General features: G+C 70.4%; 25 protein-coding genes and 1 tRNA gene. 19 read left to right on the top strand and 7 right to left on the bottom strand.

Annotated elements, in window-relative coordinates; genetic code table 11:
* Window positions 1–203: 203 nt before the first annotated feature.
* Entirely contained in the window at window positions 204–779 is a 576-nt protein-coding gene (locus ACFZDJ_RS46080; RefSeq protein WP_391068395.1) for a carboxymuconolactone decarboxylase family protein, read from the bottom strand.
* 234 nt (window positions 780–1,013) lie between these two features.
* Here ACFZDJ_RS46080 and ACFZDJ_RS46075 point away from each other — a divergent pair, with 234 nt between their 5' ends.
* The 11 genes from ACFZDJ_RS46075 to ACFZDJ_RS46025 all read left to right on the top strand — a co-directional run bounded on the left by ACFZDJ_RS46075 (window position 1,014) and on the right by ACFZDJ_RS46025 (window position 11,729).
* Window positions 1,014–2,261: an MBL fold metallo-hydrolase gene (locus ACFZDJ_RS46075; RefSeq protein ID WP_391068392.1), complete on the top strand. Its 1,248-nt coding sequence runs from the start codon at window positions 1,014–1,016 to the stop codon at window positions 2,259–2,261.
* Window positions 2,262–2,978: 717 nt separating this feature from the next.
* Window positions 2,979–5,000 (top strand): ATP-binding protein, encoded by a 2,022-nt coding sequence (locus ACFZDJ_RS46070; RefSeq protein WP_391068389.1) that lies wholly within the window; start codon window positions 2,979–2,981, stop codon window positions 4,998–5,000.
* Window positions 5,001–5,092: 92 nt separating this feature from the next.
* Window positions 5,093–5,527, top strand: coding sequence for a roadblock/LC7 domain-containing protein (locus tag ACFZDJ_RS46065; RefSeq protein WP_168498267.1), 435 nt, complete (start codon window positions 5,093–5,095; stop codon window positions 5,525–5,527).
* A 2-nt stretch (window positions 5,528–5,529) separates the two neighbouring features.
* Entirely contained in the window at window positions 5,530–5,901 is a 372-nt protein-coding gene (locus ACFZDJ_RS46060) for a DUF742 domain-containing protein (protein WP_054232708.1), read from the top strand.
* Window positions 5,879–6,466, top strand: a complete 588-nt coding sequence (locus tag ACFZDJ_RS46055) for an ATP/GTP-binding protein (protein ID WP_168513742.1) — start codon at window positions 5,879–5,881, stop codon at window positions 6,464–6,466. The genes ACFZDJ_RS46060 and ACFZDJ_RS46055 overlap by 23 nt, the downstream gene beginning before the upstream one ends.
* 108 nt (window positions 6,467–6,574) lie before the next feature.
* Window positions 6,575–7,165 carry a GAF domain-containing protein gene (locus ACFZDJ_RS46050; RefSeq protein ID WP_391068386.1) on the top strand — a complete coding sequence of 197 codons (591 nt, stop codon included), beginning with the start codon at window positions 6,575–6,577 and terminating at the stop codon, window positions 7,163–7,165.
* Window positions 7,166–7,356: 191 nt separating this feature from the next.
* On the top strand, window positions 7,357–8,385 hold the full coding sequence (gene tdh, locus ACFZDJ_RS46045; protein WP_391068383.1) for an L-threonine 3-dehydrogenase: 1,029 nt from the start codon (window positions 7,357–7,359) through the stop codon (window positions 8,383–8,385).
* A gap of 49 nt (window positions 8,386–8,434) precedes the next feature.
* Window positions 8,435–9,628 carry a glycine C-acetyltransferase gene (locus tag ACFZDJ_RS46040; RefSeq protein WP_168513746.1) on the top strand — a complete coding sequence of 398 codons (1,194 nt, stop codon included), beginning with the start codon at window positions 8,435–8,437 and terminating at the stop codon, window positions 9,626–9,628.
* A 31-nt stretch (window positions 9,629–9,659) separates the two neighbouring features.
* Window positions 9,660–10,565 (top strand): LysR family transcriptional regulator, encoded by a 906-nt coding sequence (locus tag ACFZDJ_RS46035; protein WP_168513748.1) that lies wholly within the window; start codon window positions 9,660–9,662, stop codon window positions 10,563–10,565.
* Window positions 10,566–10,620: 55 nt separating this feature from the next.
* On the top strand, window positions 10,621–11,196 hold the full coding sequence (locus tag ACFZDJ_RS46030; RefSeq protein ID WP_390928833.1) for a helix-turn-helix domain-containing protein: 576 nt from the start codon (window positions 10,621–10,623) through the stop codon (window positions 11,194–11,196).
* Complete coding sequence (locus ACFZDJ_RS46025) at window positions 11,193–11,729, top strand: GNAT family N-acetyltransferase (RefSeq protein ID WP_390928831.1); 537 nt, start codon at window positions 11,193–11,195, stop codon at window positions 11,727–11,729. Before ACFZDJ_RS46030 ends, ACFZDJ_RS46025 begins: the two co-directional genes overlap by 4 nt.
* Window positions 11,730–11,752: 23 nt before the next feature.
* On the opposite strand, the gene ACFZDJ_RS46020 is transcribed toward ACFZDJ_RS46025, so the two are convergent.
* The 3 genes from ACFZDJ_RS46020 to ACFZDJ_RS46010 are packed head-to-tail and all read right to left on the bottom strand — an operon-like array spanning window position 11,753 to window position 13,205.
* Window positions 11,753–12,424, bottom strand: coding sequence for a hypothetical protein (locus ACFZDJ_RS46020; protein WP_384914840.1), 672 nt, complete (start codon window positions 12,422–12,424; stop codon window positions 11,753–11,755).
* Complete coding sequence (locus ACFZDJ_RS46015; RefSeq protein ID WP_390928829.1) at window positions 12,424–13,029, bottom strand: sigma-70 family RNA polymerase sigma factor; 606 nt, start codon at window positions 13,027–13,029, stop codon at window positions 12,424–12,426. Before ACFZDJ_RS46015 ends, ACFZDJ_RS46020 begins: the two co-directional genes overlap by 1 nt.
* On the bottom strand, window positions 13,026–13,205 hold the full coding sequence (locus tag ACFZDJ_RS46010; RefSeq protein ID WP_075030329.1) for a hypothetical protein: 180 nt from the start codon (window positions 13,203–13,205) through the stop codon (window positions 13,026–13,028). The genes ACFZDJ_RS46015 and ACFZDJ_RS46010 overlap by 4 nt, the downstream gene beginning before the upstream one ends.
* Before the next feature lie 249 nt (window positions 13,206–13,454).
* Between ACFZDJ_RS46010 and ACFZDJ_RS46005 the strand changes: the two genes are divergently transcribed.
* Entirely contained in the window at window positions 13,455–13,814 is a 360-nt protein-coding gene (locus tag ACFZDJ_RS46005; protein WP_384914833.1) for an MmcQ/YjbR family DNA-binding protein, read from the top strand.
* 56 nt (window positions 13,815–13,870) lie between these two features.
* On the opposite strand, the gene ACFZDJ_RS46000 is transcribed toward ACFZDJ_RS46005, so the two are convergent.
* Window positions 13,871–14,788 carry a transketolase family protein gene (locus tag ACFZDJ_RS46000; RefSeq protein ID WP_391068379.1) on the bottom strand — a complete coding sequence of 306 codons (918 nt, stop codon included), beginning with the start codon at window positions 14,786–14,788 and terminating at the stop codon, window positions 13,871–13,873.
* A gap of 132 nt (window positions 14,789–14,920) precedes the next feature.
* Window positions 14,921–15,625, bottom strand: coding sequence for a transketolase (locus tag ACFZDJ_RS45995; RefSeq protein ID WP_390928824.1), 705 nt, complete (start codon window positions 15,623–15,625; stop codon window positions 14,921–14,923).
* A 183-nt stretch (window positions 15,626–15,808) separates the two neighbouring features.
* On the opposite strand from ACFZDJ_RS45995, the gene ACFZDJ_RS45990 reads away from it, so the two are divergent.
* Window positions 15,809–15,885 (top strand) — tRNA-Pro (locus ACFZDJ_RS45990).
* Between the two features lie 83 nt (window positions 15,886–15,968).
* On the opposite strand, the gene ACFZDJ_RS45985 is transcribed toward ACFZDJ_RS45990, so the two are convergent.
* Window positions 15,969–16,220 (bottom strand): hypothetical protein, encoded by a 252-nt coding sequence (locus tag ACFZDJ_RS45985; protein ID WP_390928822.1) that lies wholly within the window; start codon window positions 16,218–16,220, stop codon window positions 15,969–15,971.
* A gap of 27 nt (window positions 16,221–16,247) precedes the next feature.
* On the opposite strand from ACFZDJ_RS45985, the gene ACFZDJ_RS45980 reads away from it, so the two are divergent.
* The 6 genes from ACFZDJ_RS45980 (at window position 16,248) to ACFZDJ_RS45955 (ending at window position 21,521) form a co-directional block, all read left to right on the top strand.
* Window positions 16,248–16,445, top strand: coding sequence for a hypothetical protein (locus tag ACFZDJ_RS45980; RefSeq protein ID WP_391068376.1), 198 nt, complete (start codon window positions 16,248–16,250; stop codon window positions 16,443–16,445).
* Between the two features lie 375 nt (window positions 16,446–16,820).
* Entirely contained in the window at window positions 16,821–18,635 is a 1,815-nt protein-coding gene (locus tag ACFZDJ_RS45975; protein ID WP_384914822.1) for an ABC transporter ATP-binding protein, read from the top strand.
* A gap of 358 nt (window positions 18,636–18,993) precedes the next feature.
* Window positions 18,994–20,181 carry a sensor histidine kinase KdpD gene (locus tag ACFZDJ_RS45970; protein ID WP_101402194.1) on the top strand — a complete coding sequence of 396 codons (1,188 nt, stop codon included), beginning with the start codon at window positions 18,994–18,996 and terminating at the stop codon, window positions 20,179–20,181.
* The gene (locus tag ACFZDJ_RS45965; RefSeq protein WP_101402195.1) at window positions 20,178–20,579 is read left to right on the top strand and encodes a roadblock/LC7 domain-containing protein; all 402 of its coding nucleotides are present in this window, start codon (window positions 20,178–20,180) and stop codon (window positions 20,577–20,579) included. Before ACFZDJ_RS45970 ends, ACFZDJ_RS45965 begins: the two co-directional genes overlap by 4 nt.
* Window positions 20,576–20,953 carry a DUF742 domain-containing protein gene (locus tag ACFZDJ_RS45960; RefSeq protein WP_054232691.1) on the top strand — a complete coding sequence of 126 codons (378 nt, stop codon included), beginning with the start codon at window positions 20,576–20,578 and terminating at the stop codon, window positions 20,951–20,953. The genes ACFZDJ_RS45965 and ACFZDJ_RS45960 overlap by 4 nt, the downstream gene beginning before the upstream one ends.
* A complete protein-coding gene (locus tag ACFZDJ_RS45955) occupies window positions 20,928–21,521 on the top strand; it encodes an ATP/GTP-binding protein (RefSeq protein WP_101402196.1) in 594 nt (197 codons plus the stop codon). The genes ACFZDJ_RS45960 and ACFZDJ_RS45955 overlap by 26 nt, the downstream gene beginning before the upstream one ends.
* Window positions 21,522–21,525: the final 4 nt, after the last annotated feature.

Raw genomic sequence — 21,525 nt, 5'->3', positions numbered from 1 at the left:
GCCGCTGAGTTTCGCCACGGCCGGCCGTCCGCGGCTGGTGCCCCAGGTCACACGCATGTTGACCGGGCTGGACGCGGACGATCCGCGGGTTCGCGAGCGGTGGGCGGACGTCCTGCGCACGGTGGGCGAGGCCGGGGAGGAGCGGGCGCGCGAGCGGTAGGGGCCCGCCCAGGCTGGCCCTCCCGGGGCCCCGCGGGTGTCCGCTACTTCTCCGAAGACGCCTGGTGCGCGGCGGTCGGCAGGTCGCACGAGTCCTTGAAGCCCTGACTGGTCAGCCCCAGCGCCGAGTTGATGCGCGAGCGCAGGTTCTCCACCGCCACCATGGCCGTCAGTTCGACGAAGGCGGACTCGCCCAGGCGGTCGCGCAGCCGGTCGGCCAACTCGTCCCGCACGGCGGGCGGGGTGGCCGTCACGGCCTCGGCGTACTCCAGGACGTCCCGCTCCAGCGGCGTGTACGCCTCGCTCTCGCGCCAGCACGGCACGTCCAGCAGCTTCTCGCGGGCCATTCCGCGCTCGCGGCTGACCCAGTAGCCGAAGTCCATGCACCAGGAGCACCCGATCGACGCGGACACGGCCATCTCCGCGAGCGCCTTGAGGTCCGGGTCCAGCGCGTTCCACTTCGCGACCGAGCGCTCGAAGGCCAGATCGGACCGCAGGACACGTGGATTGTGGGCGAGTGCCCGGCCGGGGTCGAGAACCTTTCCGTAGGTCCGCTTTGAGTACCACTCCATGACGCGGAAGAAGATCGTGCGCCGCGGGGTTAGGGAAACGCGGGCCATGGGGGCCACCTCCGTGTCCGGGTCGGGTGCCGCGTCTCGGCGCCCTCACCGAGACGACGGACCGGCACCCGCGGATGTGACATCGGGTCCCAGGGGTGTCACCCCAGGGGTGTCACACCGGGGCCCGGACCTCGCGGTGTGTACCGGGGACATCGCGCTGTGACACCGTCGACCCGGCGCTGTCAGAGGGGCCGACCATAATGGAAAGCCTGACCGACTCCACTTGGAGGTACCGTGACCGGTTTCCGTACGTTGAGCTCCGGGCTCCGCGCGCTGCAGCCCGCCGCCTTCGGCGCGGACCCCGGCGGTGAGCGCATGGAGCGCATCCGCAGATCGCCGAATTTCGCGGACGGTGTCTTCCAGAACCCGGTGAGCGCCCGGACCCGCCCCGACGGCTCCATGCTCGAGTTCGCGAAGGTCTTCTTCCGCAAGGAGGAGCGCGCCCACCGCGCCCCCGCGGGCACGGTGCCGGTGTACCCCACCACGCTCGCCGACCTCGCCAAGCCCGCGGTGAGCGGGTTGCGGATCACCTGGATGGGGCACTCCAGTGTGCTGGCCGAGATAGACGGGCACCGGGTGCTGTTCGACCCCGTATGGGGCGAGCGCTGTTCCCCCTTCAACTTCGTCGGGCCCAAGCGGCTGCACCCGGTGCCCCTGCCGCTGGCCGCGCTCGGCCCGGTCGACGTCGTCGTCATCTCGCACGACCACTACGACCACCTCGACCTGCCCACCATCAAGGCCCTGGCCGACACGGACACGGTCTTCGCGGTGCCGCTCGGCGTCGGCGCCCACCTGGAGCACTGGGGCGTCTCGCCCGACCGGCTGCGCGAGCTGGACTGGAACGAGAGCACCAAGGTCGGCGGCATCTCCCTGACCGCGACACCCGCCCGGCACTTCTGCGGCCGGGGCCTGCGCAACACCCAGCACACGCTCTGGGCCTCCTGGGTGGTGACGGGTGACGAGCACCGGATCTACCACAGCGGGGACACCGGCTACTTCGAAGGCTTCAAGGACATCGGCGCCGAGCACGGCCCGTTCGACATCACGATGATCCAGATCGGGGCGTACAGCGAGTTCTGGCCCGACATCCACATGACGCCCGAGGAGGGCATGCGCACCCACCTGGACCTCCAGGGCGGGCGACCCACCGGCGTGATGCTGCCCATCCACTGGGCCACGTTCAACCTGGCGACCCACCCGTGGGTGGAGCCCGGCGAGGGCACGATGGCCGCCGCGCACGCGGTGGGCGCCCGGGTCGCGCTGCCCCGCCCCGGCCAGCCCTTCGAGCCCACCGCCGAGACCGTCCCGTCCGAGCCCTGGTGGCGCGGTGTGGCCGTGCCACCGAAGGGTGGCTGGCCCGCGGCGCAGGTGGTGCGGGCCTCGACCACCGAGTCGGCGGAGGCTCGGAACACCCCGGCCGGTGCTGGACTCGGGGACACGGCCGAGGGCACGGGAGCGCCCGAGACCGTTTCGGCGGGCTGACAGTGCCGTAGGAACCAGCGGACGGCCAGGGCCGAGAAGCAGTCGGCTCCTGGCCTGGTCATCCTTCCAAGTACGCGTATCAGCAGGTCGAGTTCGCGCGTACAGCAGGCGAGTTGGAGCGCCTTCTCGCTCGATGGCCGGTCCAGGGACAGCGGTCGGCGCAGAGCGACGACGTGTTCGTCCGCCGCTGTGAGGAGGTCATCTCTGTGCTGAACGAGAGCTGGATGGTGAAGCGGAGCACTGAATGAAGAGGCGCCTCTCTGGAGACTTGGCTCGCTGGAAGAAGTGCACACGGCCGGTGACGAGCCGCGACACGTGTCTGAGGGCACCGGAGAGCCGGAGACGGGTGTCCGCGAGCCGAATTTCCTGAATGTCCGATCGACGGCGAGGGCCGGGGAGCGAGTTGCTCCCCGGCCCTCGCCGTTTGTTCGCGACCGGTTCTGACCAGCTCTGATCAGATCGGTGGTGCAAGGGAACGTGCGTCCGAGCGGGATATCGGTCTGTCGTACGAGGCCTCATACCAGAGCGGGACGCCTTCCGGGGGAGTTTGTCAACTGCCCACCGCACATGATGGCTTGGCGACTACTGTCAGTTGCCGTCGGGCGACGCAGGGCCGATTTTTTCGGCTCTCTCGACCGGCATCGCGATGGCGCACGCCCGAGTCGCGCAGACCCGCGGGAGCTCCCGTGGCCCCGACGCACCAGTACGAGGACGCAGATGTCTCACCTCCGCGCACCGGCCGCACGCGCAGACCGCCGTGAGGGCGGGCGGCACGGGCGGCCGGTCGCCCGCACGGCTCCCCCGCAGCCCGAGACCCGCCTACGGCCCCAGTTGCTGCGCCTGGCGGTCCTGCCGCCGATCGCGGTGGCGCTCAGCGGGTGTGCGGCGGTGCTGTTCACCGTCCGCTCCACCGGCGTACGCCCCGGCGTCGTCCTGTGGGCGGTGCTCGCCGGCGCCGGCTGTGTGGCCCTCGCGGGCATCCTGATCGCCGCCGTGGCCGCCGACCGGGCCGCCACGTCCGTACGGGAACGCATCGGAGCCCTGCGCCGCGGCAGCGCCCGTACCGAGGCCGACCTGCGCGTCGTCGTCGAGGGACTGCGCCGGGGCGAGAGCCCTCCCGCGCCCAAGCCGCGCCACCGGCCCAAGCCGGACGCCGACGAGTTCGAGCTGCTCGCCGCCGACCTCTCCCGCGCGCACGACGGCGCCGTCACCGCCGTCGTGCAGGCAGCCCAACTCTCCAGCCAGGCGGGCAGCGAGCAGAAGGTCGAGGTCTTCGTCAATCTCGCGCGGCGGCTTCAGTCCCTCGTGCACCGCGAGATCTCGATCCTCGACGAGCTGGAGAACGAGATCGAGGACCCGGACCTGCTCAAGGGCCTCTTCCACGTCGACCACCTCGCCACCCGCATCCGCCGGCACGCCGAGAACCTCGCCGTGCTCGGCGGCGCCGTCTCACGCCGCCAGTGGAGCAACCCCGTCTCCATGACCGAGGTGCTGCGGTCCGCGATCGCCGAGGTCGAGCAGTACTCGCGGGTCAAGCTGGTACCCCCGATCGACGGCACCCTGCGCGGGCACGCCGTCGCCGACGTCATCCACCTGCTGGCCGAACTCGTCGAGAACGCCACGGTGTTCTCCGCCCCGCACACCCAAGTGCTGCTGCGTGCCAACCTCGTCACCTCCGGCCTCGCGGTCGAGGTCGAGGACCGGGGCCTGGGCATGCCCGTGGGTGAACAGGAGAAGATGAACGCGCTGCTCACCGACCCCGATCAGGTGAATGTCGCCAGCCTCCTCCAGGACGGCCGGATCGGTCTGTTCGTGGTGTCCCAGCTCGCCCGGCGGCACGGCATCCACGTACGGCTCCAGACCAACATCTACGGCGGAGTCCAGGCCGTACTCGTCGTACCGCAGGCGCTGTTGGGCGCGGCGCCGGGCGCCCCCGGGGACGTGTCGCAGGCGCAGCCCCAGCCGAGCCGGCAGCCCAAGCCCGGCGGCCCGCGTCCGCCCGCCGGACCACAGGCCGGGCTGACCGCGCCCGAGCCGTCCGCCGGCGCGATGGCGGCCTCCGTGCCGCGGCAGGTGCAGCGGGACCAGATGCCGCCCGCCGCGCTCGGCACGGGCGGCAGCGGCCCGGCGCCGCTCCCCGTGCGCGGCGCCCGCGCGCAGCGACCCAACCCGGCCGAGGCCCTGCCCGGCATCCGCCCCGACGACCGGCCCGTGGTCGCGGAGAACGCGGCCATGCCGCCCACCCCCCGCAACGGCGCGGTGCGCGGCACCATGGGCAAGCCGCAGTTGCCCAAGCGACGCGCCCAGGAACACATCGCACCCCAACTGCGCGACGGGCCCCTGCCCCGCCAGGATCCGGAGCAGGTCGTCGGCCACGACCCCGGCCTGATGGCGGCGTTCCAGCGGGGGATCGGGCTCGCGGAGGCCCAGCACGCCGAGGAAGGGCGCACGGAGGCACCGCACAGGGGAGCACCGCACCTGGAGCGGCCGCACCCCGATCCGCCGAACTCCGACCTGCCGCATCCGGACCTGCCGCATCCGGACCTGCTGCACCTGGACCCGTTGCCGCCGCTCGATGTGATCCGCGTCGACCAGACGTCCACGGGCGCGCCCCGCATAGCCGACACCCACACGGCGCATGCGCCCGCCCCGCGCGAGGCGCACGGGACCCGCGACAGCGCACCCGCGCCCGGACACGACCACACGGCCCGGCACGACGGGAGCACAACGGCCGGATGACCACCCCCCTGACGACCCCCACCCGCACGCCCTCCCACACCCCCACACCCTGCGCTCCGGCAGACCTTCGTACTTCAAGGAGTCGATCCACCATGGCGAGCGACGCGCCGACCGCCCATGTATCCGATCTCGACTGGCTGATGAGCGGCCTCGTACAGCGCGTACCGCACACGACCAGCGCGGTACTCCTCTCCTGCGACGGACTCGTGAAGTCGGTCCACGGTCTCGACCCGGACAGCGCCGACCACATGGCGGCGCTCGCCTCCGGCCTCTACTCGCTCGGCCGCAGCGCGGGCGTGCGCTTCGGCGACGGTGGAGACGTACGCCAGGTCGTCGTCGAGCTCGACTCGACCCTGCTGTTCGTCTCCACCGCGGGCTCCGGCACCTGTCTCGCCGTGCTCGCCGGCCGTGAGGCCGACGCGGCGGTGCTCGGTTACGAGATGGCGATGCTGGTCAAGAGCGTCCGTCCGTATCTGATGACCGCGCCCCGGCAGGCCGCCGTGGAACCGCCGGCGATGAGGCCTTGAGCGTGGCCGCGGCCGGCGACGGGCCCTGGCTCGACGACGCGGCCGGACGGCTGGTGCGCCCCTACACGGTCAGCAACGGCCGGACCCGGCCGACCACCGCCCTCGACCTGCTGTCGCAGGTGATGGCCACCGGGGCCACACCTCTGGGCTACCTCGGTCCCGAGCACACCCAGGCACTCGAACTGTGCCGCGCGCCCGTCTCGGTCGCGGAGATCGCCGCACACCTGAAGCTGCCCGCGGCGGTCACCAAGGTGCTGCTCTCCGACCTCGTCGACTGCGGGGCACTGACCACCAAGCCGCCCGAGTTCCACCACAACCCCACTGACCGGTCTCTTCTGGAGGCAGTGCTCGATGGACTACGACGACAGCTCTGATCCCTTCCCCACCGCGCTGAAGATCCTGGTGGCGGGCGGGTTCGGAGTCGGCAAGACGACCTTCGTGGGCGCGGTGAGCGAGATCGCGCCGCTCAGCACGGAGGAGCTGCTCACCACGGTCAGCGCCGCGACCGACAATCTCGACGGCATCGAGAACAAGGTCGAGACCACCGTGGCGATGGACTTCGGCCGCATCACCCTCGATCCGGAACACGTCCTGTACCTGTTCGGCACCCCCGGGCAGCAGCGGTTCTGGTTCATGTGGGACGAGCTGTCCGAGGGCGCGCTCGGTGCGGTGATCCTCGCCGACACCCGTCGCCTGGAGGACTGTTTCGCGGCCGTCGACTTCTTCGAGCAGCGCGGTCTCGGCTTCATCGTCGCCGTCAACGAGTTCGACGGTGCCTACCGCTACGACCCCGAGGAGGTGCGCGCGGCCATCGACCTCGACCCCGAGATCCCCATCGTGCGCTGTGACGCCCGGATCTCCAGTTCGGGCGTGCAGACGCTGCTCACCCTGGTCCGCCACCTCCTGGCCCACGCACCGACGCACGCCCCCAGCCGCTGAGCCCGCGCCCGGCGCACCCCTTCGACCGGCTGAGCCCGCACCCGACCCACGTCCCCCGCCACGGAGCCCACACACCATGACGCCCGCCCCACACCAGGGAGCCCGTAGATGAGTTACGACCCGCCGCACCCGGCCGGTCGTCTGCTGCTGACCCCGGAGGACAAGGACGCCCCCGCCCGGGTCAGGCGGCTGCGCCGACTGGGCCTGGGGGAGCACACGGAACCCGCCTTCGACGCCTTCGCGGACCGGCTCGCCGAGGTCGCCGCGGTGCCGTACTCGATGGTCAACTTCATCGACGAGAACCGGCAGTTCTTCGCGGGCCTGCACACCCCGGACGGAAACGTCTCGGTCACCCGGCCGCTCCCGGCCGCCCCGGACGGCACCGTGAAGGCCGTCGGGCGCTACATGACCCGCGACTACGGGTTCTGCCCCCACGTGGTGGTCCGCCGCAGGGCGCTGGTCCTGGAAGACGTCTGCGACTACCCGCGTTTCGCCGGCAACCCGGTCGTCGACGAGATCGGCGTCCGCTCCTACCTGGGCGCCCCGCTCATCGACCACACCGGCATCGCCCTCGGGACGATCTGCGTCGTCGACCTCGAACCGCGCCCGTGGGGGAAGGCGGGCCTGGAGACCATCAAGTCGATGGCGGCGGAACTGGTCGAGCGGATCGAGCGCAGGGAGGACACCGGGGGGATCTGACGCCCGCGGCCGGAGGCGGGAAGGTAAGCCCTGGCCGGAGGCGTGAAGGAAAGCTGCGGCAGCGCTTAAGAAATCCTCGATGGACCAACGGGGCCCCCGTGCGGCAGATTTCTCCGGGAAATCACCCCTCTCCCCGGTACGGGCCCCTTCGGCGTGCCCTGCTACCGGGACCTCACCACGGGAGCCGCAGCTTGAAGGCGCTGGTCAAGGAGAAGGCGGAGCCCGGGCTCTGGCTGACGGACGTCCCGGAACCGGAGATCGGCCCCGGCGACGTACTGATCAAGGTCCTCAGGACCGGGATCTGCGGCACCGACCTGCACATCCGCAACTGGGACGGCTGGGCGCAGCAGGCCGTCCGCACGCCGCTCGTCCTCGGCCACGAGTTCGTCGGAGAGGTCGTCGAGACCGGCCGCGACGTCGCCGACATCAAGGCGGGCGACCGGGTCAGCGGCGAGGGCCACCTCGTGTGCGGCAAGTGCCGCAACTGCCTGGCCGGGCGCCGCCACCTGTGCCGCGCCACGGTCGGCCTGGGCGTCGGCCGCGACGGCGCGTTCGCCGAGTACGTGGCCCTGCCCGCCGTCAACGTGTGGGTGCACCGGGTCCCGGTCGACCTCGACGTCGCCGCGATCTTCGACCCGTTCGGCAACGCCGTGCACACGGCGCTCTCCTTCCCCCTGGTCGGCGAGGACGTCCTCATCACGGGCGCGGGCCCGATCGGTCTGATGGCCGCGGCGGTGGCCCGGCACGCGGGTGCCCGCAACGTCGTCATCACCGACGTCAGCGAGGAGCGCCTCGACCTCGCCCGCAAGATCGGCGTCAGCCTCGCGCTGAACGTCGCGGAGTCGACCATCGCCGACGGCCAGCGCGCCCTCGGCCTGCGCGAGGGCTTCGACATCGGCCTGGAGATGTCCGGCCGCCCCGAGGCGATGCGCGACATGATCGCCAACATGACGCACGGCGGCCGGATCGCGATGCTCGGCCTGCCCGCCGAGGAGTTCCCGGTCGACTGGTCCCGGATCGTCACCTCCATGATCACGATCAAGGGCATCTACGGCCGTGAGATGTTCGAGACCTGGTACGCGATGTCCGTCCTGCTCGAAGGCGGCCTCGACCTCGCACCGGTCATCACCGGCCGCTACGGCTACCGCGACTACGAGGCCGCCTTCGCGGACGCCGCGAGCGGCCGCGGCGGCAAGGTCATCCTCGACTGGAGCGCGTGAGCGTCCGCACGAACCACTCCGAACCGCGTAACCCCCTAGGAGCCCTTCCATGTTCGACTCCGTGCGCGACGACCTCCGCACCACCCTCGACGAGATCCGCGCCGCCGGTCTGCACAAGCCCGAGCGCGTCATCGGCACCCCGCAGTCCGCGACCGTGAACGTCACCGCGGGCGGCCGCCCCGGCGAGGTCCTCAACTTCTGCGCGAACAACTACCTCGGTCTCGCCGACCACCCCGAGGTCGTCGCCGCCGCCCACGAGGCCCTCGACCGCTGGGGCTACGGCATGGCCTCCGTCCGCTTCATCTGCGGTACGCAGGAGGTGCACAAGGAGCTGGAGGCGCGCCTGTCCGCGTTCCTCGGCCAGGAGGACACGATCCTCTACTCCTCCTGCTTCGACGCCAACGGCGGTGTCTTCGAGACCCTCCTCGGCGCCGAGGACGCGGTCATCTCCGACGCCCTCAACCACGCCTCGATCATCGACGGCATCCGTCTCTCCAAGGCGCGCCGCTTCCGGTACGCCAACCGTGACATGGCCGACCTGGAGGCCCAGCTCAAGGAGGCCTCCGACGCGCGCCGCCGGCTGATCGTCACCGACGGCGTCTTCTCGATGGACGGCTATGTCGCGCCCCTGAAGGAGATCTGCGACCTCGCCGACCGCTACGACGCCATGGTCATGGTCGACGACTCGCACGCCGTCGGCTTCGTCGGCCCCGGCGGCCGCGGCACCCCCGAGCTGCACGGCGTCATGGACCGCGTCGACATCATCACCGGCACCCTCGGCAAGGCGCTCGGCGGCGCCTCCGGGGGCTATGTCGCCGCCCGCGCCGAGATCGTCGCCCTGCTGCGCCAGCGCTCCCGCCCGTATCTCTTCTCGAACACGCTCGCCCCGGTGATCGCGGCGGCCTCCCTGAAGGTGCTCGACCTGCTGGAGTCGGCCGACGACCTGCGCATCCGCCTTGCCGAGAACACCGCGCTGTTCCGTTCCCGGATGACCGCGGAGGGCTTCGACATCCTCCCCGGTGACCATGCGATCGCCCCTGTCATGATCGGCGACGCCACCGTCGCCGGACGCATGGCGGAGCTCCTCCTGGAGCGCGGCGTGTACGTGATCGGCTTCTCCTACCCGGTGGTCCCGCAGGGCCAGGCCCGGATCCGGGTCCAGCTCTCGGCCGCGCACTCGACGCAGGACGTGAACCGGGCGGTCGACGCGTTCGTGTCTGCCCGCGCGGAGCTCGAGGGCTGAAAGTCGCCTGTGACCTGAGAGAATCGGTCGCATGATCGAAGCGCGGCGGCTCCACATCCTCCGTGCGGTGGCCGACCACCGCACGGTCACGGCGGCGGCCGCCGCGCTCTATCTCACCCCCTCGGCCGTCTCTCAGCAGCTGACCGCGCTGGAGCAGGAGACCGGCCACCGGCTCGTCGAGCGCGGTGCCAAGGGCGTACGGCTGACTCCGGCCGGCGAGATCCTGCTCAGCCACACCAACGAGGTGCTGGCCCAACTGGAGCGCGCCGAGGCGGAGCTGGCCGCGTACAGCTCGGGCTCGGCGGGCACGGTCACCGTCGCCGCCTTCGCGACCGGCATCGGCCTGGTGGTGGCTCCCGCGCTGGCCCGCCTCGCCCGCACGGCACCCGGCATCCACGTCCGCGTCCAGGACGCCGAGGGCGACGCCAGTCTGCCGATGGTGCTCGACCGGCAGGTCGACATCGCGGTCGCCGTCGAGTACCGGGGCGCCCCGGACGCGGACGACCCGCGCCTGACCCCCGTACCCCTGTACGCCGAGCCCTTCGACGCGGTCGTTCCGCTGGGCCACCGGCTCGCCGACGCCGCCGAGGTCCCGCTCGCCGAGCTGGCCAAGGACCCGTGGATCGGCCCGTACCCCGGCAACCCCTGTCATGACGTGGTCGTCCTGGCCTGCGAGAACGCCGGATTCCAGCCCCGTCTCGAACACTCCTCCGACGACTTCCGGGCCGTCGTCGCCCTCGCCTCGGCCGACGCGGGCGTCGCCCTGGTGCCCCGCTCCGCCCTGCGCGGCATGGATCTCACGGGCGTGCAGGTCCGGCCGGTCGACGGCGTCGCGCCCACGCGCCGGGTCTTCGCGGCCGTACGCCGGGGCGCGGAGGGGCATCCGCTGATCCGCCCGGTGCTGGAGGCGCTGGCGGAGGCCGCGACGGTGGACTGAGGGGAGTGGTCGGAGCCACCGCAGCTCGTCTCGCATCTGGGATAGCATCCCGAATATGGGAAACGATGAGGCGCTCGATGTTGTCGATGTCCGGCTCGGCGCCCGGCTGGCCGAGCTGCGGTCCGAACGCGGCTGGTCCCTGGGAGAGTTGGCGGAGCGTAGTGGGGTCAGCCGTTCCACGCTGTCCCGCGCCGAGCGGGCCGAGATCAGCCCCACGGCCTCGCTCCTGAACCGGCTGTGCGCCGTCTACGGACGCACCATGTCGCAGCTGCTCAGCGAGGTCGAGGCGGAGCCCGTCCCGGTGGTACGGGCGGCCGACCAGACGTTCTGGGCCGACGAAGCCTCCGGATTCGTACGACGATCGGTGTCCCCGCCGCACGCGGGGCTGCGCGGCGAACTGGTCGAGGGGCGGCTCACGGCCGGCGCCGACATCGCCTACGACCGGCCTCCCGTGCCCGGCCTGGAGCAGCACATCTGGGTCCTCGACGGAACGCTGGAGGTGGCCGCGCAGGACGTCGAACACCGGCTCGACGCCGGGGACTGTCTGCGGCTGCGGGTGTGGGGGCCCACACGCTTCCGGTGTCCCGGCCCCGAGGACGTACGGTACGCGCTGGTGGTGGTGCTGCCGTGACCACCGTCTCCCGGCTGGACGCCGAGCGCCTTCGTGCCTCGGCGGGCGAGTTGGCCGAGCTGCTGATCGACACCGTGGAGGGCGGGGCCTCGATCGGCTTTCTCGCCCCGCTGGAGCGGGCGGCGGCCGTCGCCTGGTGGGAGGAGCGCGTGGACGCGGTGTCGGCCGGGCGCCTCGCCGTGTGGGTGGCGCACACCGCGGACCGCATCCTGGGCACCGTCAGCCTTGTCTTCCCCGACAAACCCAACAGCCGCCACCGCGCCGAGCTGGTGAAGCTGATGGTGCACCGCGACGGCCGCGGACAGGGCGTCGGCCGGGGCCTTTTGGCCACCGCCGAGCGCGCGGCCGCCACCGCCGGAATCACCCTCCTGCACCTGGACACCGAGACCGACAGCCCCGCCGAGTCCCTCTACCGCTCCGCGGGCTGGACCCGGCTCGGGGCGATACCCGACTACGCGGCGACGCCGTCGGGCGAGCTGCGCCCGACGACGATCTTCTACAAGCGGGTGGGGGCGACGGCCCCCGGCGCGTGAAGAGTCGCCGCTCCCGGCCGCGGCTACAGCAGGGAGGTGAGGTGGCGCAGCTCCTTCACGAGAGGCGGCCGGGGGAGCGGGACGGTGCCGATCTCCGGGTGGTGCGGGCGGGCGATGTGCGGGTGGACGTGGTCGATGAACGCCGGGTTGACCAGGGGCGCGGTGACGCGGTCGCCGCACATGTAGGTGGGTTCGAAGTGCTCGCGCACCAGTTGGGTGCGCCAGTGGTCGGCGTCGTGGTACTCACCGCTGTGGGCGTGTTCGAGGAACAGGCAGTACTCGGCGACCTGGTGGCCTACCCCGGCCGCGAAACGCCACCAGAAGCGCGCCCCGCTGCTGTCGCCCGCCACGTGCAGCAGACACGCGAAGACCAGGGCGCCGGTCTTGTCCGCGTACTGGCTGTCGATGAACTCGCTCAGATGACGGTCGGCGTCCGGCCCGAACAGCACCAGCAGGCTCACGGCGTTCAGGTCCCACCAGGCGCGGTCCGCGTCCGGGGTGCGGTCGTCCTCGGGGGTGGTCCACACGGCCCGGACGAGCGCGGCATCGGGGGTGCGCGGGCGGTGCCGGGCCGCCTGACGACTGCGCAGACGGGCTTCGGCGCCCGCGAGGTCGTAGCCGGCGTAGCGATCCCGCGTACGCGCTTTGGCCAACAGTTCGTCGATGGTGCGGCGGTCGGACGGCAGGGTGCTCATCAGGGGTTCTTCCCGTCGGGGTGCTCCGGGCAGCGGAGTTTGAGCAGGGTGGCGAGGCGCCGGCGTCCGGTACGGAGCTGGGAGCGGACGGTGGCCTCCTCGTTGCCCATGAGTACGGCGGCTTCGGCGGCCGTGAAACCTATGCCGTAGTAGAGGAGGATCGCGTCCCGCTGCCGCTCGCTCAGGGAGCCGACCGCGACGTACAGGGCGATGGCGTCGGTGAGCGTGTCGTACGGATCCTCGGCCGGATCGGCGAGCGCCGCCTCGAAGGCGGCGATCTCCATCAGCTCCGGGCGGCGCCGGCGCTTGCGGTGCATGTCGATGATGCGGCGCTTGAGGATCGTCCAGGCGTAGCCCTCCAGGTTCTCCATCCGCAGCATCCGCGGCCAGCGGTCCATGACCTGGTCGAAGGTCAGGTCCACGGCCTCCTCCGCGTCGGCGTCTGAGCCGAGCTGGAGATAGGCGTAGCGCATGTAGTCCTGGCGGCGCTGAAGGTGGAAACCCCAGTACGCCATCCGCGCGGTGGGGTCCCACTGGTCGATGGGGATCACCCGCGGTGCGCCGACGGCCCCGCCGGTCTCCTCCGGCCCGCCGTCGCCGCTCACGGGACGTCCCGGGTCGACTCGGCGGAGCGGGACGGGGCGCGGGTGCCGGTCAGTCCGGTGATGCCGATCCGTACGCCGGCCGTCAGGAGCCGACGGCAGCCACGGACGACGTCCGGGCCGAACACCCTCAAGCCAAGCGCGATCTCGAACAACCACGCGGCAGCGCTCTGCTGCACGGGGTCCTCCCCTGTACCTGTGCTGATCGAAGGTGCCGTGTCCCCACCCCGGCACCAGAGGCACCATCCGCCTCCACCCATGAAGCGTCCGGGGCGACCCGAACGTGCAGTCGGTGCTCGAAAAATATTACGGTCAGTATCGATCCGATCGCAGCTGGTTCAATCATCGACCATCTCGGGCGGGGAGTCGGGAGTGACCGAACCTGCCGGCCGATATCAATGTCAGTGCCATTGGCTACGGTGCGTTCCATGCCGGATGCCGAAGACGTACGCCGTACCGCCCTCTCCCTGCCGGACACCACGGAGAAGATCGCCTGGAGCATGCCCACCTTCCGGGTCGCGGGGAAGATGTTCGCCACGCTGCCCGAGGAGGAGACCTCCATCGCGGTGCGCTGCCCCAAGGAGGAGCGCGACGAACTCGTCCTGGCGGAGCCCGGCAAGTTCTGGATCGCCGACCACGAGGCGGGCTTCGCCTGGGTCAGGGTCCGGCTCGCCGCCCTGGAGGACGGCGACGAACTCCGTGACATCCTGGCCGACTCCTGGCGCCAGGCGGCTCCGCCCCGGCTGCTCGACGCCTACCCGGAGCTGGGACTTCCGAAGGCCGACTGACACGCATGTCCGCACGGGGTCCACTCGGGTCCACGCGGGTCCGTGCGGGGGCGTACTCAGGGGCGCGATCGGCCCGAGGCGCTCAGGAAGCCGCCGATCCGCTCCCGCAGGGACCCCGCGTCGAGGCCGTGCGCGGTCAGGTGCTCGGCGATGGTTCCGTACCGTCGCAGCTCACGCCGGCGGACGCCGAGGCCGAGGACACGGTGGGGTACGTCGGCGAGCGCATCGCCCGCGGCGGCCGCGGACGTACCGGCCAGATACGGCTCGACGAGGACGACGTCGGTGCCCGCCGCCTCCGTGGCGCGGCGCAGGCCCGCCCCGTCGAAGGGCCTCACGGTGGCCCCGTACAGGACGGAGACGTCGAGTCCCTCCGTGGCGGCGAGTACGGCGTCGCGCATCGGCCCGACGGCGACGACGACCCCGGCGTGCCCCTCCCGGACGGTGCGGAAGCGTGCCCCGTCGACCGGCAGGCCCTGCGCGTTGGACTGCACGGACAACCGCACGTACACCTTGTCGTCCCCGGCGGCGACCGCCCGTCGCAGCAACTCCTCGGCCTCGTCCGGATGGCCGGGAACGTGCACGGTCCAGCTGTCCAGGGTGTCGAGCAGGGCCACGTCGCCGGGTGCCATGTGGGTGAAGCCTCCGGCGGGCCAGTCGAAGGAGGCGGCCGCACTCACCAGCACCGCGCCCACGTCCTGGTGTCCGAGGTCCAGCTTGATCTGCTCGAACGGCCGCTCGACGAGGAAGCTGGCGAAGGTGTGCACGACGGGCCGCAGGCCGGCCAGGGCCAGGCCCGCGCCCGCCCCGACCAGGAGCTGCTCGCGGATCCCGACGTTGATCACCCGATCGGGATGCCTGCGCCGGGCTTCCGTGAAGCCGTCCTTGCCGATCTCGGCGAGGACGACCGCGACCCGAGGATCCTCGTCGAGCAGTCGTGTCATGACGGGGGCGAAACGGTCACGCATGGTGTCCATGGGTTCCTTTCAGGGGGCGTACGGGATGAAGGAGAGGGGAGCGTCCGGCTCCGCGGATGCCTGACGTGCCTCAGGTGCCTTACGTGCCTTACGTGCCTTACGTGCTCAGGTGCCGCAGATGCCTCAGGTGTCTCAGGCGGACTTGGGCTCGACCCGGGCGACGACCACGTGCGGGCGACCCGGGTGGGGCGCGGTGAAGGCGGAGTACAGCGCCTCGTGGTCACGGCCGTCGACGGTCAGGGCGGACCAGCCCGCGGCCTCGAACCGGGCGGCGATACCGCCGGGCCGGGCATGGCTGGCGGAGGAGTTGTCGATCACTACGGTGTGCAGCCGGTCGACACCGGCCGGCCCGGCGTACGCGATCGCCTCGTGGTTGCTGCCCTCGTCCAGCTCCGCGTCGCCGATCAGCACCCACACACGGGGATCGCCCAGCCCCTGCGCCCGCAGGCCCAGCGCGGTGCCGACCGCGATCGGCAGTCCGTGCCCCAGCGACCCGCTGCCGATCTCGGCGCCGGGTACCAGCACCCGGTCCGGGTGGTGTCCGAGCGGTGAGTCGTACGCGCCGAAGTCCGGCAGCCACTCCACGGGCACGAAGCCCTTGGCCGCGAGCACCGCGTAGTACGCCATCGGCCCGTGCCCCTTGGAGAGCAGGAACCGGTCCCGCTCCGGATCGTCCATCCGCTCGGGCCCGACCCGCAGCACCCGGTCGTAGAGCACCCACAGCGCGTCCAGCGTGGACGTCGCCGCGGGTCCGTGCTTCTCGTCGCCGGTCATCAGCCCCATCAGACGGGGCAGGTCCTGGTACTGGTGTCGGCGCTGTGCCTCGATGATCGTCATGCCGACGATCGTGCAACCTCAATCAAACTTCAGGTCAAGTGCCGTCCCGGAGCCTTCCCCCGCGCGGCCCCGTGACCCCGCGCCCGTGTCGGCCCCGAATAAACGGATGCGCGACCATCGCCCCGAGTGCGGTATTGTTTCCGTGCGCGTTCGGCCAAGGGAAATCCCAGGTCAGGCGGGCAACGGGACGTGGCGCAGCTTGGTAGCGCACTTGACTGGGGGTCAAGGGGTCGCAGGTTCAAATCCTGTCGTCCCGACCAGCTTCACAGCAGGTCGGAGGCCGTCTTCTCGGCGATGAGGAGACGGCCTTTGTCGTGTCCGCTCCTTCACGGACCTCCAGGAGCTACCAGGTGACGGGCAGCTCGTAGATGCCGTACGCCAATCGAGCTACTCGGGCTCGGGGAACGCCGGCGGATCCCGGTTGGCGGCCGTGCATCACCACGCCCACGGCGCTGAGTGAGCCGGCTGCCACGGAGGTGGCCAGCAGGACGGTCCACACCGGACGACGCCGTGTCATGGACGGCGGGAACAGGGGATCGGCGACCCGGCGCTCGACGAGCACGAAGGCGACCAGCGTGAACAGCGCCCCGGCCATGTGGGCCTGCCGAACAGGGCCGCGGCCTTGACCGCGAAGGGCAGGAAGAAGGTCCCGGTCAGCAGGGTCATCAAGGTGAACCAGGCGATGTCCGTGGTCCGGAAGCGGATGGCGACCTCGGCCTGCGCGATACCGGACAACGCGGCGACGAGCGCGACCAGTTGGACGGTCCACACGAGCGCGGCGACGGCGAGCACGTTGCGCGTGGTGGAGCGGGATCTCTAGTGGGCCCCTGCGCAGAAAAAGACCGCGTGGAAAGTGACACCCGGGCGCATCGAGGCAGATGCGATCGGGCCGCCTCGGCTCAGGGGCACACGCCTGTTCGGCCGGGTCGAGCAGGCGTGCGACATGCACCGTTGGCCGATAAAAACGCTTGGACTGCGCGGGAGCCCTCGCGGGACACTGCGATTCCTGGCCCGCCGTACTCGCACGTGGGTGTCGCCACGAGCCCGCGCGGGGCCCGTCGTCGTACCTCGCCTGTCGGAGGACGACCCGAGCGAACGCGCTCACTCGAAACCGAAGCTCCACACGGCCACTGAGGCAACGGAATCTCCCCGGAGAAGCACGCGGCAGGCTGCCGCACGACAACACAGGGTTGGGATGGGATCGCCTGAATCGCGCGAGGGTTCACCGGGCAAAGGCTCGGTGCTCCTCGCCCTTCGTTATTACGGACGGGAGTTGGCCCGGCTCCGACGGCTGACGGCCCCCGCGATGCTGCTGCCGGCGCTCGGCAACATCGGCATCAACTACGTCGCGCCTCTGATCGTCGCGAAGCTCGTCGGCCGGATCGCCGGCGACGCCGGTATCTCCATCGGCTCAGCACTGCCGTACGTCCTCGGCTTCGCCGGCGTCCTGCTGCTCGCGGAGATGCTGTGGCGCATCGGCCTGCACTGCCTGAACCGCCTCGACGCCCTCGGCATCGAACAGCTGTACGTCATCGGCATGGACGAGCTGTTCGCCAAGGACGCCGCGTTCTTCCACGACAACTTCGCCGGGTCACTGACCAAGCGGGTGCTGAGCTTCGCCTCCCGCTTCGAGGAGTTCGTCGACACGATGACGTTCCAGGTCGTGGGCAGCTTCGTGCCCCTGGTGTTCGGGGCGGTGGTGCTGTGGCGCTACGAACCGCTGCTCGTCGTCGGACTCCTGGCGATGATCGCGCTGACGGCGCTGTGTGTGTTGCCCCTCATCCGCCGCCGTCAGGCGCTCGTCGACCAGCGCGAGGAGGCGATCGCCCGGGTGTCGGGCCATGTCGCCGACAGCCTGATGAACATGGACACGGTCCGGGCGTTCGCCGCCGAGGAGCGCGAGGCCGCCGAGCACCGGTCCCGGGTCGCGGCCTCGCGGCGGCTCATGCTGAGGTCGTGGGACTACGGCAACCTGCGCATCGACACACTGGTCGCGCCGATGTCCGTGCTGACCAACGCGCTGGGCCTGCTGCTCGCGGTCGCGCTCGGCGGAGGCAGCCACGGCGTCGAGGCGGTCGTGGTCGCCTTCACGTACTACAGCAACGCGACGCGGATCATGTTCGAGTTCAACCAGATCTACCGCCGCCTGGAGAGCTCGATGACGGAGGCCGCGCAGTTCACCGAACTGCTGCTGAAGCCGCCGACCGTGCTCGACCCGGAGTCGCCGGAGTCGCTGCGTTCCCGGGCCGCCGACGTCCGCTTCGAGCAGGTGACCTTCGCCCACGCGGGAGCGGAGCCGCTCTTCGAGGGGCTCGACCTGGCGGTGCCCAGCGGGGCGAAGATCGGTCTCGTCGGCCGGTCCGGCGGGGGCAAGACCACGCTGGCCCGGCTGCTGCTGCGGATGACGGACATCGACTCCGGCCGCATCCTGATCGGAGGGCAGGACATCAGCAGGCTGCGCCAGGCCGACCTGCGCGGGCTGATGGCCTACGTGCCGCAGGACCCGGCGATGTTCCACCGCACACTGCGGGACAACATCGCCTTCGCCCGGCCGGACGCCACCGAGGCCGAGATCCGTCGAGCGGCCGAGGCGGCGCATGTCACGGAGTTCGCCGACGCGCTGCCGGACGGCTTCGACACCATGGTGGGCGAGCGCGGGGTCAAGCTGTCCGGTGGACAACGCCAACGGGTCGCACTCGCCAGGGCGATCCTGCGCGACGCACCGATCCTGCTGCTCGACGAGGCGACCAGCGCGCTGGACTCCGAGAGCGAGATCCTCGTACAAGAAGCGCTGTGGCGGCTCATGGAGGGCCGGACGGCGCTCGTCGTGGCGCACCGACTGAGCACGGTCGCCACCATGGACCGGCTCGTCGTCCTCGACCGTGGACGAATCATCGAGCAGGGCACGCATCAGGAACTGCTCGCGTCGGAAGGCGCCTACGCGAAGCTGTGGCAGCACCAGTCGGGCGGTTTCCTCGACGACAGCCAGGAGCCGGCCGACCTGCACTGAACGCGAGCCCGGCGGGCGTGGGATCCCCCCGCGCCCGCTCGGCGCGATCCGCTCCTCGATGTCCACTCCGGGCACTGATTGACGAAAGCCGCAGAGCCCCCTTTTCGGATGTCGTTGAGGATCTGACTACTCATCAATGTTCGCAAGTACTCCCCATATTGACGGTCCGTCAACAGTTGTAGCGATGATACGATCGCCGCACTTGCCGAGCGGGCTATGTGCACAAAACGACTCTTCTGGCCAAACGACTCTTCTGGCCAACTGTGTGGCCCGGACGGTAAACCCTGCGCAGTGGGCTGTCGGCCCGCCGCGCTGACGGAATTCAGTAGCTGGCTGTCAGTCGCTTGAAGAGAGTCTTATGACGCAATACATGCAGGACCCGGCTCTCTGGGCTCTTATCGCTGGTACTCCGCTTGCAGCTACCGCCATTATTCGCGGAAAGCGTACTGCGCGGAGTTTAAGGCAGGGAAATCAAGAACTCAGAGATCACTACGCTGAGCTTGAGAATCAATATTCGGCCTCGGTGAAGAAGGCTCAGGAGCAAGCCGAGGAAGCAACGAGAACCGCGCTCAAATCGGCGATGCGGACGCTTCAGGGCCTCGCCGCCGAACAGCAGTTGGCCATTTCCAAACTGCAGAGCAAGTATGGCGAGTCGGTGATTCTCCAGGACCTCCTGGAAATCGACCACATGAACTCGCAGTTCGGGCGGCGCGCCCAGTCCATCGCGGTGCTCTGCGAAGGCTGGCTGGGACGGCAGCGTGACGTCGCGTCGGTTTACGACGTGGTCCGCAGCGCACAGGGCAGGATCCGGCACTTCCAGCGGGTCGAAATTCTTTCGCAGGTCGATTTCGCGGTCACCAACCGGGCCGTCGAACCGGTGGCGCTGGCCCTTGCCGAACTGCTCGACAACGCCACCAGTTATTCGGCACCGGAAACCAGTGTCGAGATCAATGTCCGTGCCGTGCCCAAGGGCATCTGCATCGTCGTCGACGACGCCGGTGTCGGCATGAACGAGGAGGAGAAGGCCCGAGCGGCGAAACTCCTGTCGAGTGAGCGGGCCTCGGGTGTTTCCGGGCTCGGCAATCCTCCGCAGTTCGGCTTCGCGGTGATCGGTGTGCTCTGTGAGCGCTACGGCTTCACGGTGTCCGTCGACTCGACCTCTCCCTACGGGGGTGTGCGGGCGGTGGTCCTGCTGCCGGACGAGCTGCTCACCAGCATGCCGCAACCAAAGGAGCGAGCACAGACTGTGAGCACTGTTCCCTCGCTGAACCCGAGCGGCCCGGAACCCGCCGCGGCCGTGTCCACGACCGCCGACGGTCTTCCCAAGCGCCGCCGCAGGCGGGCCATGGCCATCGTGCCGCCGAGTTCCGAAACCACGGGCGCCCCCATGACCACGGGCACCCCGATCCGCTCCGAAGAGGAGACCGCCTCGATCATGGGTGCCTTCCAGCGCGGCACGCAGTCCGGTCGAGCCGCGCTCCCGGAGCCTGCGGGCCGCACGGGCAACGCACATGACGCAAGCAGCGAAGGGCATGAGGTTTCGTGAACAACGATCTGTCATGGATGCTTGACGGCGTCCTGGAGATTCCCGGGGCTCTGCACGCGGTCCTGGTCTCCGCCGACGGGCTCTTGATGGCGTCCTCGAAGGGGGTCGGCAGGGACCACGCGGACACCGTCGCCGCCGCGATGAGCGGTGTGCAGTCGCTGAGCCGCTCGATCGGGTTCTTCTGCGACGGGTCCGATCTGAAGTGGCGGCAGACGCTCGTCGAGTTCGACGGTGGCTGGGTCTTCCTGATCTCCGCCGGTGACGGCGCGTACCTCGCGGTCTCGGCCTCTCCCAACGTCGAGATGGGGGAGATCACCTTCCGCATGCAGCAGCTCGTCGGCCAGCTGGGCAAGGCGCTGACGACTCCGCCGCGCGAGAACATCGGCGCACGCCAGTGACCGATTCCGAGCGGCAGGAGCCCGAGGCCGCGGAGTTAGTGCGGCCGTACGTCATCACCAACGGCCGGGACCTTCCCGACGGCGACCAGTTCTCCCTGATCACGCTGGTCACGGCGGCCGCCGACCATCAGCAGCGGCCGGCCCGGCTCTCCCCGGAGGAACAGAGCCTGCTGGAGATGTGCTCCGGCGGCTACCTCTCGGTCGCCGAGATCGCGGGACACCTGCGCCTGCCCATGGGCGTGGTGAAGATCCTTCTCAATGCCCTCGCCGAAGGCGGCTACCTCATCACGCGCGCGCCGGTGGCGCGCGCCCGCCTGGTCGACGAGCAGATTCTTCAGGAGGTGCTGGATGGTCTCCGGGCCCGTTTTGGATGAGAAGGCGTACGTCCGGGGTGGAGCGGCGCAGACCGCCGTGAAGATCCTGATCGTCGGGCACTTCGCGGTGGGCAAGACCACCTTCGTCGGGACGATGTCGGAGATTCCTCCGCTGTCCACGGAGGAGACGATGACGCAGGCCGCCGAGGAGATCGACGACCTCAAGGGCGTCCGCGGCAAGACCACCACCACGGTGGCCATGGACTTCGGACGCCTCACGATCAGTGATCACGTCGTGCTGTACCTGTTCGGTACGCCGGGCCAGCAGCGGTTCGTGCAGATGTGGGAGGACATGGCGCGCGGCGCTCTCGGGGCGCTCGTGCTGGTCGACCCCGAGCGGCTGGCGGACTCCTTCGCCGTCATCGACCTGATCGAGCAGTACGGACTCGCCTACGCCATTGCCGTGAACCACTTCGACGGTACGCCGATTCGTGGCGAAGAGGCGCTGCGTGAGGCGCTGGACCTGCTCCCCGACACCCCGGTCGTCACCTGCGACGCTCGCGACGAGAATTCATCAGCAAGCGCCCTGATCACCCTCGTTCACTATTTGCAGGACCGTGCCCGCTAGGAGC

This window comes from Streptomyces sp. NPDC007896 (assembly GCF_042959425.1).
GTDB lineage: Bacteria > Actinomycetota > Actinomycetes > Streptomycetales > Streptomycetaceae > Streptomyces.
This window is presented reverse-complemented; position numbering and strand designations above follow the sequence as displayed.

What these genes read in the sequence shown, in the direction of transcription:
- ACFZDJ_RS46080 (WP_391068395.1), bottom strand. Translation starts at nt 779, where the DNA reads ATGGCCCGCGTTTCCCTAACCCCGCGGCGCACGATCTTCTTCCGCGTC.
- ACFZDJ_RS46070 (WP_391068389.1), top strand. Translation starts at nt 2,979, where the DNA reads ATGTCTCACCTCCGCGCACCGGCCGCACGCGCAGACCGCCGTGAGGGC.
- ACFZDJ_RS46065 (WP_168498267.1), top strand. Translation starts at nt 5,093, where the DNA reads ATGGCGAGCGACGCGCCGACCGCCCATGTATCCGATCTCGACTGGCTG.
- ACFZDJ_RS46055 (WP_168513742.1), top strand. Translation starts at nt 5,879, where the DNA reads ATGGACTACGACGACAGCTCTGATCCCTTCCCCACCGCGCTGAAGATC.
- ACFZDJ_RS46050 (WP_391068386.1), top strand. Translation starts at nt 6,575, where the DNA reads ATGAGTTACGACCCGCCGCACCCGGCCGGTCGTCTGCTGCTGACCCCG.
- ACFZDJ_RS46040 (WP_168513746.1), top strand. Translation starts at nt 8,435, where the DNA reads ATGTTCGACTCCGTGCGCGACGACCTCCGCACCACCCTCGACGAGATC.
- ACFZDJ_RS46035 (WP_168513748.1), top strand. Translation starts at nt 9,660, where the DNA reads ATGATCGAAGCGCGGCGGCTCCACATCCTCCGTGCGGTGGCCGACCAC.
- ACFZDJ_RS46030 (WP_390928833.1), top strand. Translation starts at nt 10,621, where the DNA reads ATGGGAAACGATGAGGCGCTCGATGTTGTCGATGTCCGGCTCGGCGCC.
- ACFZDJ_RS46020 (WP_384914840.1), bottom strand. Translation starts at nt 12,424, where the DNA reads ATGAGCACCCTGCCGTCCGACCGCCGCACCATCGACGAACTGTTGGCC.
- ACFZDJ_RS46005 (WP_384914833.1), top strand. Translation starts at nt 13,455, where the DNA reads ATGCCGGATGCCGAAGACGTACGCCGTACCGCCCTCTCCCTGCCGGAC.
- ACFZDJ_RS46000 (WP_391068379.1), bottom strand. Translation starts at nt 14,788, where the DNA reads ATGGACACCATGCGTGACCGTTTCGCCCCCGTCATGACACGACTGCTC.
- ACFZDJ_RS45995 (WP_390928824.1), bottom strand. Translation starts at nt 15,625, where the DNA reads ATGACGATCATCGAGGCACAGCGCCGACACCAGTACCAGGACCTGCCC.
- ACFZDJ_RS45985 (WP_390928822.1), bottom strand. Translation starts at nt 16,220, where the DNA reads ATGGCCGGGGCGCTGTTCACGCTGGTCGCCTTCGTGCTCGTCGAGCGC.
- ACFZDJ_RS45975 (WP_384914822.1), top strand. Translation starts at nt 16,821, where the DNA reads ATGGGATCGCCTGAATCGCGCGAGGGTTCACCGGGCAAAGGCTCGGTG.
- ACFZDJ_RS45970 (WP_101402194.1), top strand. Translation starts at nt 18,994, where the DNA reads ATGACGCAATACATGCAGGACCCGGCTCTCTGGGCTCTTATCGCTGGT.
- ACFZDJ_RS45955 (WP_101402196.1), top strand. Translation starts at nt 20,928, where the DNA reads ATGGTCTCCGGGCCCGTTTTGGATGAGAAGGCGTACGTCCGGGGTGGA.